This is a genomic window from Priestia filamentosa, from assembly GCF_900177535.1.
In the GTDB taxonomy this organism is placed as follows: domain Bacteria; phylum Bacillota; class Bacilli; order Bacillales; family Bacillaceae_H; genus Bacillus_I; species Bacillus_I filamentosa.
Genome location: NZ_FXAJ01000002.1, coordinates 1,048,999 through 1,062,042, shown reverse-complemented (window position 1 = coordinate 1,062,042; position 13,044 = coordinate 1,048,999). Strand labels below are relative to the sequence as shown.

13 protein-coding genes are annotated in these 13,044 nt (G+C 35.4%); 5 read left to right on the top strand and 8 right to left on the bottom strand.

The annotated features are described in order from the left end of the window. Positions 1-6: 6 nt before the first annotated feature. From B9N79_RS12405 to B9N79_RS12395, 3 genes are all read right to left on the bottom strand, one after another. Positions 7-984 (bottom strand): carbohydrate kinase family protein, encoded by a 978-nt coding sequence (locus tag B9N79_RS12405; protein WP_040061287.1) that lies wholly within the window; start codon positions 982-984, stop codon positions 7-9. An 18-nt stretch (positions 985-1,002) separates the two neighbouring features. Next, positions 1,003-2,475 carry a glycoside hydrolase family 32 protein gene (locus B9N79_RS12400; protein WP_040061288.1) on the bottom strand — a complete coding sequence of 491 codons (1,473 nt, stop codon included), beginning with the start codon at positions 2,473-2,475 and terminating at the stop codon, positions 1,003-1,005. A gap of 137 nt (positions 2,476-2,612) precedes the next feature. Beyond that, complete coding sequence (locus B9N79_RS12395) at positions 2,613-3,590, bottom strand: LacI family DNA-binding transcriptional regulator (RefSeq protein WP_046217573.1); 978 nt, start codon at positions 3,588-3,590, stop codon at positions 2,613-2,615. A gap of 141 nt (positions 3,591-3,731) precedes the next feature. On the opposite strand from B9N79_RS12395, the gene B9N79_RS12390 reads away from it, so the two are divergent. Continuing rightward, complete coding sequence (locus tag B9N79_RS12390) at positions 3,732-4,994, top strand: MFS transporter (protein WP_231573199.1); 1,263 nt, start codon at positions 3,732-3,734, stop codon at positions 4,992-4,994. A gap of 276 nt (positions 4,995-5,270) precedes the next feature. Here the strand turns inward: B9N79_RS12390 and B9N79_RS26135 are convergent, their stop codons facing one another. Further along, positions 5,271-5,432, bottom strand: a complete 162-nt coding sequence (locus B9N79_RS26135; RefSeq protein WP_156134636.1) for an STAS domain-containing protein — start codon at positions 5,430-5,432, stop codon at positions 5,271-5,273. 384 nt (positions 5,433-5,816) lie between these two features. Here B9N79_RS26135 and B9N79_RS12385 point away from each other — a divergent pair, with 384 nt between their 5' ends. After that, entirely contained in the window at positions 5,817-6,278 is a 462-nt protein-coding gene (locus tag B9N79_RS12385) for a hypothetical protein (RefSeq protein ID WP_048896816.1), read from the top strand. An 85-nt stretch (positions 6,279-6,363) separates the two neighbouring features. Here B9N79_RS12385 and B9N79_RS12380 read toward each other — a convergent pair whose 3' ends face one another. The 3 genes from B9N79_RS12380 to B9N79_RS12370 form a co-directional block, all read right to left on the bottom strand. Then, positions 6,364-6,816 (bottom strand): DMT family transporter, encoded by a 453-nt coding sequence (locus tag B9N79_RS12380; RefSeq protein WP_040061290.1) that lies wholly within the window; start codon positions 6,814-6,816, stop codon positions 6,364-6,366. Positions 6,817-6,857: 41 nt separating this feature from the next. Continuing rightward, the gene (locus tag B9N79_RS12375; RefSeq protein WP_040061292.1) at positions 6,858-7,286 is read right to left on the bottom strand and encodes a DMT family transporter; all 429 of its coding nucleotides are present in this window, start codon (positions 7,284-7,286) and stop codon (positions 6,858-6,860) included. Positions 7,287-7,679: 393 nt separating this feature from the next. After that, positions 7,680-8,327, bottom strand: coding sequence for a helix-turn-helix transcriptional regulator (locus tag B9N79_RS12370; RefSeq protein WP_085118431.1), 648 nt, complete (start codon positions 8,325-8,327; stop codon positions 7,680-7,682). A gap of 398 nt (positions 8,328-8,725) precedes the next feature. Between B9N79_RS12370 and B9N79_RS12365 the strand changes: the two genes are divergently transcribed. Together B9N79_RS12365 and B9N79_RS12360 are read left to right on the top strand one after the other, a co-directional pair. Next, positions 8,726-9,832 carry a threonine synthase gene (locus B9N79_RS12365; RefSeq protein WP_040061295.1) on the top strand — a complete coding sequence of 369 codons (1,107 nt, stop codon included), beginning with the start codon at positions 8,726-8,728 and terminating at the stop codon, positions 9,830-9,832. 82 nt (positions 9,833-9,914) lie between these two features. Then, a complete protein-coding gene (locus B9N79_RS12360) occupies positions 9,915-10,328 on the top strand; it encodes a GNAT family N-acetyltransferase (RefSeq protein ID WP_040061297.1) in 414 nt (137 codons plus the stop codon). Between the two features lie 53 nt (positions 10,329-10,381). On the opposite strand, the gene B9N79_RS12355 is transcribed toward B9N79_RS12360, so the two are convergent. Beyond that, positions 10,382-10,825, bottom strand: coding sequence for a MarR family winged helix-turn-helix transcriptional regulator (locus tag B9N79_RS12355; protein WP_040061299.1), 444 nt, complete (start codon positions 10,823-10,825; stop codon positions 10,382-10,384). Between the two features lie 256 nt (positions 10,826-11,081). On the opposite strand from B9N79_RS12355, the gene B9N79_RS12350 reads away from it, so the two are divergent. After that, positions 11,082-12,851 (top strand): sigma-54-dependent Fis family transcriptional regulator, encoded by a 1,770-nt coding sequence (locus tag B9N79_RS12350; RefSeq protein WP_040061423.1) that lies wholly within the window; start codon positions 11,082-11,084, stop codon positions 12,849-12,851. Positions 12,852-13,044: the final 193 nt, after the last annotated feature.

The following is a 13,044-nucleotide window of genomic DNA, read 5'->3' as shown; positions in this document are numbered from 1 at the left end:
TGATTTTCATTCCTTTCCTTTCCTCATACATTGTCGTACATCTATAAGAGTTGGGAGAGCTGGAAAAGCTCCTTTTTGAGTTGTTGTTAAAGCTCCACTTGCATTAGCAAATTGCAGCAATGTTTCATGATGTTCTAGTAGAATAGAATGGAGTTTTTCCTTTTGTACATCATATTGAAGCAGCTGATATAAGAAAGCTCCCATAAAAGCATCTCCTGCACCTGTTGTATCTTGTGCGTCAACTTGATAACCGTCTGAACCAAAACTTCGATTTTTTAGAAAAAGCTCGGAGCCTTGTTTTCCTTTTGTGTAAAGAATAGCTTGTACATCTCCTATAAAAAGAGAGGAAATGGCTCTCTTTTTGTCCTGAATTCCAGTTATAAACTCTAATTCATCTTCTGATATTTTTAAAAGGTCTGATTTTGGAATAAAAGATTGAATGGTACGACGATATTCCTCATAATCATGCCATAAAGGAAGGCGAACGTTAGGATCAAAACTAATGAGTCCACCTTTTTTCTTCATTTCATCAATTGCTCGCAAATGAGCGTGTTTCATTGGTGACTCGATTAAATCCACAGATCCAAAATGTAAAATATCTTGGCTTGTAAATGAATTTGAATCAATTTCTTCTTCCGTTAAAAGTAAATCGGCAGAAGGATTTCGGTAAAAAGAGAAATTACGCTCTCCATTAGCTTGTAATGAAACGAAAGCTAAGCCTGTGTTGGCTTCATTTGTTCTTTTGATAAGGTTTGTTTGTACGCCAACACGTAATAATTGATCGATTAGGAAGTCTCCAAATGGATCGTTACCTAGTTTTGTAATGACCGAAGCGTCGGCTCCCAATGTAGCAGCTGCAGCCGCCACATTTGCTGGGGCACCTCCTGCCGCTCGTTCAAATGATTTAACATCTTTTAAAGCCATTCCTTTTTCTAAAGGAATAAAATCTATCAATACTTCACCAATTGCAAATAATGTTCCCATCTGTTCACCTACTATGTTTTAATAATCCCATTTCACAGCTTTAAACGTAGCACTTCCTTTTTGAGCGAAGAAACGAATAGCTTGACTGCTCTCATTAGGAAAAATTCGACTTGTAAAAACCTCTTCACCATCATTTATAAAAATCTCAACAGAAGAGACGTCTACAAACATGTGAATCTTAAGTGTTTGAGCATTGAAAGAGCAGCGACGTATGTTTCCATTTTTATTTCCTAAAGGGAGCCCAGATAAAGACCGGTCTAGAACAAGCTCGCGATTTATAAAATCGTAGGATAGAACGGTTTTTTCATTATTACTCGCTCGGAATTCTACTCCAACTCGCTCTGCTTTTATGTCTTCAATATCACAGATAAGCTCATAAGCTGTGCCGTGAAAATCCCCTAATTTTTTCGTTTCATTATGAACATTAATATTTATATTTTTCTCCTTTTTACGGAGAAGAGTTAGCTCTGAAACAGGGCGCTGAATTAATTTCTCATCTTTTATACTAATTTGCCTCGGAAGTGTTAAACAGTGTGCCCATCCTTCTTTGTCTGTCGGATATTCCAAATCAGGAAGCCCCATCCATCCAACTAAAATTCGACGACCATCAGGAGTTTCGGTTGTTTGTTGGGCATAAAAATCAAATCCTTTATCTAACTCTTTAAATGGTTGATGTTCAAATATTCTTGACGTCACATCTAAAGGTTTGCCAACGAGATAACCAGATTGATAGATATTGTTGTATTTTTCCTTCTCTTGTTCAATCCCTTGGGGAGAAAAGAGGAGGATACCGTGTTCATCCATTTCAAAGTAATCTGGGCATTCCCACATATAACCGAATTTATTAAGGTCTGTAAGAATCTCACCTTTAAAAACCCACTGAAGGAGGTCTTTAGATTGATAAAGAACTACGCAACCTGTTTTATTATCCCGCTGTGCGCCAATAACACAAAAATAGTCTTCATTTGATTTCCATACTTTTGGATCTCTAAAATGATCTGTATATCCAGATGGAACGTGAGAGATCACGGGTTGATTAAATTTCGTAATTGAATGGTGTTGATCCATTTCTGCCATACATTGAAAAGGATGTCTTACCCAAGAATGATCACGCGTATTGCCTGTATACATAAGATATAATTTGTTATCTTTAACAATTCCGCTACCTGAATACGCTCCATGAGAATCATAGGGTCCGCCAGGCTTAATCGCAATGCCAACTTCTTCCCAGTGAGCTAAATCCTTAGAAATCGTATGAAACCAATATTTCATTCCATGCTCAGGACCAAAGGGAAACCACTGATAAAAGAGGTGATAAGCTCCATTGTAATAAGAGAACCCATTTGGATCATTTAATAATCCACTTTGAGGTTGGATATGATATTTTTGACGCCATGGACTTTTTGAAACTTTTTCTCTTAAGCGCTCAAGCTCTCCAGGAGGAGCTTGTTCAATATACCTATACTTCTCTTCTCTTGTCATCTTTTTCATTTTTTTCATCCTCATCATCCAGTTTTGAATCTTAAGGTGTTTAAGGAACCGGTTCCAATAAAATTTTTGAAAAAACCAATTCCAAATTCTACTCAAGAAATGGAACCGGTTTCGTTGTGACTATCATAATAGATACGTTATCGTTTGTCAACGCTTTCTCGATCAATTAGTGTAACATCTAGCGTAGAACACATATTAACGCTTTGATCTTCTACGAGCTGAATAATTTGTTGGGCAGAAAGTTCCCCTGCTTGTAGGTAAGCATAATGCACAGTTGTTAGAGCAGGATGAACAATTTCAGATGTGTCATAGCCACCAAATCCTGTAATAGAGAGTTGTTCTGGGATACGGATGCCTCTCGCATGGGCAGCTTTCATGACCCCAAGTGCAATATTATCTGTTGCACACACAGCAATAGAAGGGAGGGAGGCATCAAAAATGTTTGAAGCTACTTCTATCGCATCTTTAATTTTAAAGCTTGTTTCATAATATTGAATCTCACAATGGTGTTCGGCAATGGCTTTTTGAAATCCCTGTTTTCTCTTTATTCCAACTGCTTCGTCTTTCTCTGTTACGCCTAAATAAGCGATTTGTTGATGGCCACTTTCTAAAATATGTTTCCCCATTATATAGCCAGCTTTAAAATCATCATGAATTAAACTATGTAATTGACTGTGTTTTTGCCCAACTAAAATAACAGGAATATCAACTTTCTTAAGGGCTGTTAGATGAGCTTCCGTCACTTCTGCAGCAAGCAAGATTATTCCGGAAACTTTCTGTCTTGCAAAATCATAGATAGCCTCAATTTCACGCTGTTGCTCTTGGTTTGTATTCGAAATTAACAAATGATAATTTTGAACTCTTAGTTCTTTGTCCATTCCTGTTAAGGTTTGCGAAGTTGCATAAGAATCTAAGCGAGGGACAATAGCTCCGATCATATTTGTTTTCTTAGCTTTTAAACTTTGAGCAAACGTATTTGGAATATAATTTTGTTCTTGAATAATTTGCTCGATTTTCTTTTTTGTCTGTAAGCTAACCGAGCCGCCATTTAAGTAGCGAGACACAGTACTCTTTGCTACTCCAGCGAGCTTGGCGATATCAGCGATTGTTTTAATATGAAAAACTCCTTCCTTAAGAACCCTACCATTTATAGATATAAGATATTATACTAATTTTAACTCTGTTTCAAAAGGAAAGGGAGCTAAACTTTTATGTCTCTTTCTAAAAACATTAGAAATTAAAAGGAGCTTGGTACAATGGCTGACAAATCAGGATTACCACCTTCTTACATGAATCAGCACCTTTTAGAAAAAACAAGCTACAAATGGATTGTTTTACTTATTGCCACTGTTGCTCAAACAGCGGCAACATTTGTTACGTATGGAATGGGACCGCTCGCGACCTTTTATCAACAAGAATATGCTCTTTCACAGTTCCAAACAGGTTTAATTGTTTCTGCCGTTAACATTGGTCCGATATTTTCAATGTTGTTTTTTGGAGATTTAATGGATAAGTTTGGTGAAAAGTGGATTGTGGGAGGAGGAGCAATCATCCTTGGTTTAAACATTTTTTTCGCCGCTTTTATTCATCATTATGCTTTCCTTATTGTAGTACTCACTTTTGTTGGCGTATGGTACGGAACGGCCCAACCAGGGGGGAGCAGCGTTATTATAAAATGGTTTCCTAAAAAACAGCGAGGCCTTGCGATGGGGATTAGACAGACGGGAATTCCAATTGGAGGAGCTTTAGCCTCCGCATTTTTACCTATTGTTTTTTACCAGTTTCATTTAGCTTCTGCATTATTTCTGCAATCTGTTGTTGCCATAATAGGAGGGATTATTTTTCTTCTTTTCTATAAAGATATGAAAATAGAAAGAAAGGATAAAAGAGAAGAACGATTTATGGAGAAACTTCACCAAATTAAGAATAACAAAAGTCTTTATCCTGTTTTTTTCATTGGCGTGACGATGATTTCGTTTCAAATCATCCTTGTTGCCCATCTTATGAGTTATCTTCATCAAGCTTTCCATATTAGATTAGGTACAGCAGGTCTTCTGCTTAGTGTCTGTTTAATTGGAGGCATGATCGGAAGAATTGTGCTTGCTTTTATAAGTGATACCGTTTTTAACGGAAATCGGAGCAAGCCGTTGCAGCTTACAATACTGGCCACAGTCTTTTTTCTATTAGCTCTTATCTTTTTACCAAGTCATCTATCAATAGCAGGAAACACCGTACTTTGCTTTTTTGTTGGGTTTTTAGGAATTGGTTGGTTCAGTTTATTTATTGTTTTAGTTTCCGAGAAAGCTTCGTCACATTTTATTAGTTTGACAGTTAGCTTTGCGTTGACTTTGAACCAATTAGCAATTGTGCTGTCTCCTATGATATTTGGATTGTCCGTCGACTTTTTCCATGGGTATGGTATTCCATTTCTTTTATTAACAGGCGCAATACTAATGGGTGGAGTATGGTTAAGGTTGTCAGAGAAGAAAGAAAAACTTCAAGTGTTGACTAGAATGTAAGATATGTACTCAGAGTCTAAAATTTTAAAGAAACATAATGTATTCAGTGACTCTAGTAAAAAAATGTATTTTTTCATGACTTGAAACACTACGACAATCCAGCTCACAGAAGGAAAAAATATGTGTTAGTTCCAATATTTTTAATATGGTGTATGTGTGCACATCTTTTCTTTTCCTTTCATATGTATGTAAAAGGAGCATTAGCTTTTCATGATGCTCCTTGCATATTCCATAAATTCACTTCTGCCCTCAGCTTGTCTGAGGGTTTTTTTAGTATTATATTTTGTAAGCAGTTAATGCTTTCCAAGTGCTTAACAAAACTGATAAGTTATTAAATTCGATTCCAATTCTAACTGACGTTTGAGCAATTTCAGGATGAATGCCAGAAAGCGTACTTTTTACGTCAATTAATTTTAGCGACTGTATAAGTTGGAACAATTAATGTGCCACCATTTCATTAACAGTCAATACGCCTGATAAGTCAACGGGAATATATGTACCCTTAAGTTTATGGAAGATTGTAAAGTGTTTTCAATAACCAGTTTAGCTCGGTCCTCTTCAATTTCACCGACAAAGGGAAGTAGCACAGGTTCTTCGTTAAGAGAAATAAGCAGGGAACTTAGATTATGAGTCACTTATTTCAATCAGCTTACCTTTCATAAAAACGATTCAAAGACACTACTGATGGGAAGGAAATGGAGTCATTTTACTAAGGAAACTTCCTACTTATGATGTTCTTTTCTATGCATAGTATAGAATCAAACTTTCATATTTCTCTCTTTTCTGGAAATACTATTAGCAGATGAAAAAAGGAGGGAGATTTTGAGCATCTTAAAATTCCCAAAGGTATTGTTATCTCTAACGCTAATTCTACCTTGGTTCTCTTTACCATTGCTTGGTAAAAGAGCTGTTAAGAGGTATCTGCCGGCAGCGTTATGCATTTCTCTTGTTGTAAGAATCGTTCATTTTATAGCAAAAAAAAAGAATTGGTGGCACTGGGAAGAAAAACTTCATCCAAAATTATCTGGTGAATTTCCTTTAATGTGGGGGCCTTATTTAATAGGCTCAATGTGGATTTTAAAATTAACATATGGTCGCTTTGTTCAGTTTTTATTGCTGAATCTGTTCGTTGATTCCCTTTTTACCTTTGTATTAGTAGATTTTTTTAAAAAGCAAGGAATTGTGTCGTTAGTACGCCTAAAAAAGTGGGGGCTAGCTCTCATTTTCTTTATTGATTCTCTGCTTTTATATGGATTTCAGTACATAAAGGACAAAGGAAAGTAAAAGGGTAGATAGAAATGAAAAGTATTTAAAAAGACAGCCTTTTGGCTGCCTTTTTCATGTATGTATAGAGGATTAAAAGTGATCGTTAGTTTTTTCCCTCTTTCCCTTTTCCGAACTTAAATACTAAAATACCAGCAATAATAACAAGAACTCCTAATAGCTTATTAAATGTAAAGGGGATTTTTTCTAATCCCAGCCATCCTAGCGAATCCCATAAAAGAGCGGTTCCGAGCTGTGATGTCAAAACAATGGAGATTGTAAACGTTGGTCCAAGGCGTTTCATCCCTTGTACTAAACAAAAAACAACTCCAACTCCAATTACTCCTCCAAACCATTGCCATGTTTGTAAATTTTGTAGCTCAAACGTATTTTTTCCTTCTACAATCAAACTTACAATGAAAGAACATAAAAATCCCATTCCTAGTACAGTTGTTGTTGTTGTCCATGAACCGGTTTTTTCGTTCACTTTATTATTAAAAACCGTTTGTAGGCTTACAACGGCTCCTGCAAGTGCAGCGAGCAAAATACCAATTAACATTCCAATGCCTTCTTTCATGAGGTGATGAATATGTATCTTGCTTATTTATAACTTAAAATAAGAACACCAACAATCATAATCGCAATCCCTAAAAATTGAGGAAGCTTCATCTTCTGTTTTATAAGCCCAAACCAACCTTTTATATCAATTAAAAAAGCTGTACAAAGCTGAGAGATTAAAAGAATAGAGATAGCAAATGTTACTCCAATATGTTGAATAGCGGTAACTTCACTAAATATAATAAGAGCACCAAAGCCACCTCCTAAAAGATAAAGTGGTTTTACTTTTTTAATTTGAGCTATATGTCCATCTCGTTTTACAACCCAAATGCATAAGGCAAGCAGAAACCCAACAAATTGGGTAAGTGAGACAGCTTGCCATGTGCCGACTGTGTCACTAATTCGTGTGTTAATAACGCCTTGGAGAGTAATGCATGCTCCTCCTAAAAAGGCAAATAAAATTCCTTGCATGTCGCTCATTTCCTCCTTTTGAATGATTTTGTTTTTTCACTTTCTTAAGTGTAAAGGAACAGAGGGAGTGGGGCAACGGACTATTAACAGATTTCAGGGCGATGATGGGGAATTTTAAAAAGATAATTGCTTAATCGTCTTTGTAAAGCTAGAGGTTATTTTGTTCTCTCCTAGACTTCCTTTTATCTTAGAGTATAAGAAGAACAAAAATGGCTTCTAGAATTAGGAGAGGACAACTCTAGGAAATGGGGGCTCTCCATTTCTGATGAATTAAAAATATGAGGCTACAAAGAACAAATTATTGAAGAGAGGGAAAGAGGAAAGTGAGATTTGGTTTATAGGGGAAATAGAGTAAAATAACAAGAGAAACCCCTCCTAAAGGAGTTTCTCTTGTTATTTAAAGCTATTCTTTTTAATCTCATCTAAGTAGCTATATACTGTTACTTTTGAAATTCCAAGCTTATCGGCTACCTTATCAACAGAGCCTTTAATAAGGAAGATCCCTTTTTCGTCCATAAATTGTATAAGCTTAATTTTATCTTTTCTTTTCAAGTGTTGTTGATTATGATTTGAAATGATTCGTTCAATTAAATCATCTGCAATTTCAACCACGTTTTCTACCGGCTCTATTGTGTCTACCTTTGTCTCTTCTTGATCAGTTCCTATAAAATCTTGCAAGAATGCTTGGAGATGAATCATATTTTTTATGCTGTAATTAATACAAAGAGCTCCAACTACTTTATCATCTGTTCCCCGTATCAAAGCCGTCGATGATTTTATTTCTTCCCCATCTTCTGTATATGTTTTGTAACCTGCTACATAATCATCATGAAATTCGCGAGATAATAATACTTCCTTTACTAAGTGATCAAAAGGTTGACCAATAGTTCTTCCTGTTACATGATTATTGACCGCGTAAATGACAGAGTTTTGAGGAACCGTTAAATCATGAATTACAACTTTACAATCTTTTCCAAATGTTTTAGCAATTAAATTTGCAATAGGGATATATTTTTTTAATTCTTGATTAGAAACATTCACTTTATAATAACCACCTTGTATTGGCCTCTTATTAGATATAGGCTTGTTTGCTCTATAATCTTTTTTATATTATACAATAATTGATAGAAAAAAGTATATAAATGATTATATTAGTTGAATTTTGTATATTTTTTTATATAATTATACGTATAAACATTATATTTTCTTAATATTGTATAATTTTTTATAAATTATTAATTGAGTTTATATGAAGAGTATTTCAAGTGATTTTTAAACTGATTCCGTAATAATATGAGAAATCGGAATAGCTAAATGAAGAATTTTAATAGTTTTGTAAGACAGAATTTTGAATTCTATTGTGCCAATAGATAGATGAAATGATGAATTTAAGAGAGAGATAACCTTTTTTGAAGACTAAATATAGAAGGAGATTAGAAATGAAAGAGCAGTATATTTGTCATTCATGTGAAACTAAATATAATGTCACTGAAATGATCTGGAAATGTAAATGTGGAGGTTTGTTAGATTTAAAGAAAGAGAAAGGGGAGATAAATCCAGAGAAATGGAAAAAAGGACAAAGTACAATGTGGCGATATGTTTCTTCTATGCCATTTAGTGAAGATTGTTCGATATGGAAGACGATTACAATGGGAGAGGGTTATACACCACTTATTAGATTAGATGAAAATGTGCCCCATACTTTTGTGAAAGTGGATTACATGATGCCAACTTTGTCATTTAAAGACCGAGGAGCAGCTGTCTTAATGGCGAAAGCAAAAGAATTAGGCGTTACAAAGGTGATTGCTGACAGCAGCGGGAATGCAGGAACGTCAATTGCTGCTTATGCGAGACGTGCAGGGATTCATTGTGATGTTTTTCTTAGTGAATCAACATCTCCTAAGAAAATAGCTCAAATTAAAGCGCATGGAGCTAATGTAAGAGCTATTCAAGGGACACGAGAAGAAGTAGCTTCAGCGGCTCAAGAAGCTGTTGAGCTTGAAAAAGTATTTTATGGAAGCCATGTTTACAATCCATTCTTTTATGAAGGCACCAAAACTTATGCCTATGAGCTTTTTGAACAAAGTGAAAAGCTCCCAGATGCACTTATTATTCCTGTTGGAAATGGAACGTTACTGTTAGGCACATATTATGGATTAAAAGAATTACAAGAGTGTAAGCTAATTCATAAATTGCCAAAACTAATTGCTGTTCAAGCTGAAAACTGTTCACCTTTAGCAGATTCCTTTAGTGATAATGAAAAACAAGAGAGAAAAGACACTAAAGAAACAGTAGCAGAAGGAATAGCGATTGCAGCGCCTGCTCGAGCTTCGCAAATTTTAGAAGCTGTTCGTGCGACAGACGGTCAGTTTATTACAGTAGCAGAAGAAGAAATTCAAAAAGCGCGCGTCGAATTAGCTCACAAAGGTTTTTACGTGGAGCCTACAACGGCCGCAAACTATGCGGGTTACTCCAAATATGAAGGTGCAAAAAGTGAGCGTATTGTAATTCCGCTGTGCGGAGCAGGAATTAAAGGAGATAAATAAACGGCTGAACTGCGCTATTAAGAAGGGGGGATTGACAGTTCAGTTTGCTTAATCGCAATCTTTCGGTTGGGAGAGTGAGAAAATGGAGTGGACAATAGTTAATATAGAGAAAGAACAAGCTTGGGATATAAGGCACAGAGTGATGTGGCCGAATAAAAGCATAGAGTACAGAAAATTAGAAAATGATTCATCTGGCATTCATCTTGGTTTTTTTAGAAGAGGAAAGTTAATTTCTGTAGTTTCTCTTTTCATAGATGGGGAACAAGCGCAGTTTCGAAAATTTGCAACAACCGAAGAAGAGCAAGGAAAAGGATATGGAAGCAAGTTGTTAAGGTATACACTAGAAAGAGCTAAAGAAGAGGGAGCATGTAAAGTTTGGTGTAACGCAAGAGCGCATAAGATCAATTTTTATAAAAAGTTTGGATTATATGAAAAGGGTAAGGAATTTATAAAAGGAGGGCAATCGTATATTATCATGGAAAAATATTTTGCTTAAAATATTTTAAAGTAGAAAAGCTGGCCTTATTAGTAAAGGCCAGCTTTTCTACTTTATGTTAACAAGTTGTCCAACTTTTTAAACACATTTGTCACTTGATCAATCTCTTCATCTTTCATATCTCGAAAAAGTTCAATAAATGCCTCTGCTCGTTGCTTTATCACTTCATTTACAACCTTTTTTCCTTCCTCAGTGAGTGAAAGTTGAATAACTCTTCGATCGCTTTCTAAACGCACTCGGTCAATTAAATGATGTTTAAAAAGGGTGCTCGTTAACACTGTACCCCCTCCTGACGTGATTCCTAAATAAGACGTCACTTCAGAAGCTGTACATCTTCCTTTTTTAGAAAGATAGAGAAGAATTAAAATATGTCCATCTGCTAGATTATATTTTGTTTTAGGGAAAAGGTCGTTTTGCTTTTTTAGCTTTCGAAATACGTTTTGAAATACGTCCTGAAATTCCGCAAGTTTTTGTTCTTTTTGCTTGTTTTTTTCCATACTTCGACTCCTCATAAGATAGCTGCTTTTATTATGCCATTTTTTCTGATTGTTGGATAGTGATGAACTTCTTTCTATAAATAGTATAGGTGCTAACTTTCTATATAAGTGGCAACGATTCATCGTCTAAAGGAATGTTGCTTATCGTTCTATCTTTAAAATCTCTTTTCCACAATTATTTTACTTTTGAATAAATAGGAAAGTTTGATATATTAAAGATGTGTTTAAATTTGCAACAGAAACAGAAGGTGATAAGATGAAGGTAATGGCCATTGCACCTTATACAGGGCTAAAAGAATTAATGATAAGTTTAGGAGAACAGGAAGACTTCGAACTTCAAGTAGAGATTGGAGATTTAGAGGAAGGGTTGTCGCTTGCGAAAAAAGCCTGTGATCACGGGGTAGATGTAATTATTAGTCGCGGTGGAACAGCGGAGCTTATCGAAAGAAAGGTTTCGATTCCCGTTGTTGAAATAGAAGTTTCAGGTTACGATATGCTTCGTGTTTTAACCCTTGTTAAAGGTTACCCGGGTAAAACAGCTATTGTAGGGTTTTCTCCTATTTCAGAGGGAGCAGCTACAATTTGCGAAATCTTAGATATTGATATTTCTTCTTTTAAAATAACAGAAGAAGACGAAATTCAGCCTATTTTAGCTAATTTACAGCAAAAGGGCTATGAAAATATTATTGGTGATGCTAGTACAACAAAGAAAGCAGAAGAATTAGGGTTAAACGGAATTTTATTAACGTCTGGAAAAGAGAGCGTATTAAAATCGTTTCAACAAGCGAAAAGAAGTTATCGTTTTCTCTCTTCTTTACACAAAAAATATTTAATATCGCATCAGCTTCTACAAGAAGAGCAAGAAGCAATTATTGTATATGATATAAACGGAGCTGCTCTATTCTCTAATCCTTCTTTCTCGGAGAAGATTGGAAATGAACTCGAGCACAAATTTAATTTAAAAGAAGCCATCCGTTACGCATCAACACAAGGAACATTCAAAACGATGTTACAGATGAACGGATCTTTCTGGAACATCACAGGGAACAAACTTCGAAATGAGAGTTCAGAGCTTTTTGTTTTTCGAATAACGAAGGGGCTTCTAGATGAAAAGCAGGCAAATGGTATATCTGTTATTTCACCTTCAACTGAATATATAACCAAAAACAGCTTAGGGGGAATAGCAACAAAAAGTAATGTAATGAAAGAAGCTATCGCAAATGCTGAAATGTGTGCCAATACAGATGTATCCGTATGGATCAGTGGTGAAGAGGGAACAGGAAAAAGCAGACTTGCACGATACATTCACTTTAATAGCGGTAGACGCCAGTATCCGCTTGTTGTGATTGATTGCAATGTTGTAGATGCTGATCAATGGGAAGAGTTACTAAGCAACGAAAGTCTGCAGCACTTGTTCTCTAATCATGTTCATGGCAGTATTTTCTTGAAAAATGTGGAATATATCCCTTTATCACTTCAAAAAAAACTCGCTTTTTATGTAAATAATGAGGCCCAAGCATCTCGTTTTCTTTCTTCATCTCAGCAAGACCCAAAACACTTGCTAGAAATTGAGGAGTTATATCCGCCATTGTACTATGCTTTAGCTGGAACGATCCTTTCCCTTCCTTCCTTACGTGATCGTACGGAAGATATTGAAAGCTTGACTATTTTGCTTATTGGAGAGTTAAATATAAAGCTTGGAAAACAAATTGTTGGAATTCGTCCTCAGGCAGTAGAAGAACTGAAACGGTTGAAATGGAATGGCAACTTAAATGAACTAAAGCGCTTTATCCAGGAGAGTATGGTCCTTGCCAAAGGCCCATTTTTAGAATACAAAGACGTTAAGAAAGCTACTGTAATAAAAGAAAGAACTGAAGTTTCAGCCAATATAGACTTAAACGGCACATTAGAAGAGATTGAGCGGAAAATCATCCAAAAAGTATGGAAAGAAGAAGGAATGAACCAAACGAAAACGGCTCAGAGACTTGGAATTAACCGCACAACCCTATGGCGAAAGTTAAAGTAAATAAAACAGTTGCCTTTTTTAATAAAGGCAACTGTTTTATTTTTAAACAATTTTCGTTATTTTTTAAACAATTATAATTTTAATGTTGCTAAATTAAACATAAGGTAATACAATGAATATTGTAAACGCTTTACATAGTTTAAAACACATTGTGTTTTAAAAATAAACAATGAAGCTCGCTTTTAATAAGGAG

Excerpts from the sequence above, each read along its gene's own strand:
- B9N79_RS12380 (WP_040061290.1), bottom strand. The coding sequence starts at position 6,816 with ATGTTAATTGGTATTTTGCTCGCTGCACTTGCAGGAGCCGTTGTAAGC.
- B9N79_RS12405 (WP_040061287.1), bottom strand. The coding sequence starts at position 984 with ATGGGAACATTATTTGCAATTGGTGAAGTATTGATAGATTTTATTCCT.
- B9N79_RS12360 (WP_040061297.1), top strand. The coding sequence starts at position 9,915 with ATGGAGTGGACAATAGTTAATATAGAGAAAGAACAAGCTTGGGATATA.
- B9N79_RS12390 (WP_231573199.1), top strand. The coding sequence starts at position 3,732 with ATGGCTGACAAATCAGGATTACCACCTTCTTACATGAATCAGCACCTT.
- B9N79_RS12350 (WP_040061423.1), top strand. The coding sequence starts at position 11,082 with ATGAAGGTAATGGCCATTGCACCTTATACAGGGCTAAAAGAATTAATG.
- B9N79_RS12375 (WP_040061292.1), bottom strand. The coding sequence starts at position 7,286 with ATGCAAGGAATTTTATTTGCCTTTTTAGGAGGAGCATGCATTACTCTC.
- B9N79_RS12400 (WP_040061288.1), bottom strand. The coding sequence starts at position 2,475 with ATGAAAAAGATGACAAGAGAAGAGAAGTATAGGTATATTGAACAAGCT.
- B9N79_RS12365 (WP_040061295.1), top strand. The coding sequence starts at position 8,726 with ATGAAAGAGCAGTATATTTGTCATTCATGTGAAACTAAATATAATGTC.
- B9N79_RS12355 (WP_040061299.1), bottom strand. The coding sequence starts at position 10,825 with ATGGAAAAAAACAAGCAAAAAGAACAAAAACTTGCGGAATTTCAGGAC.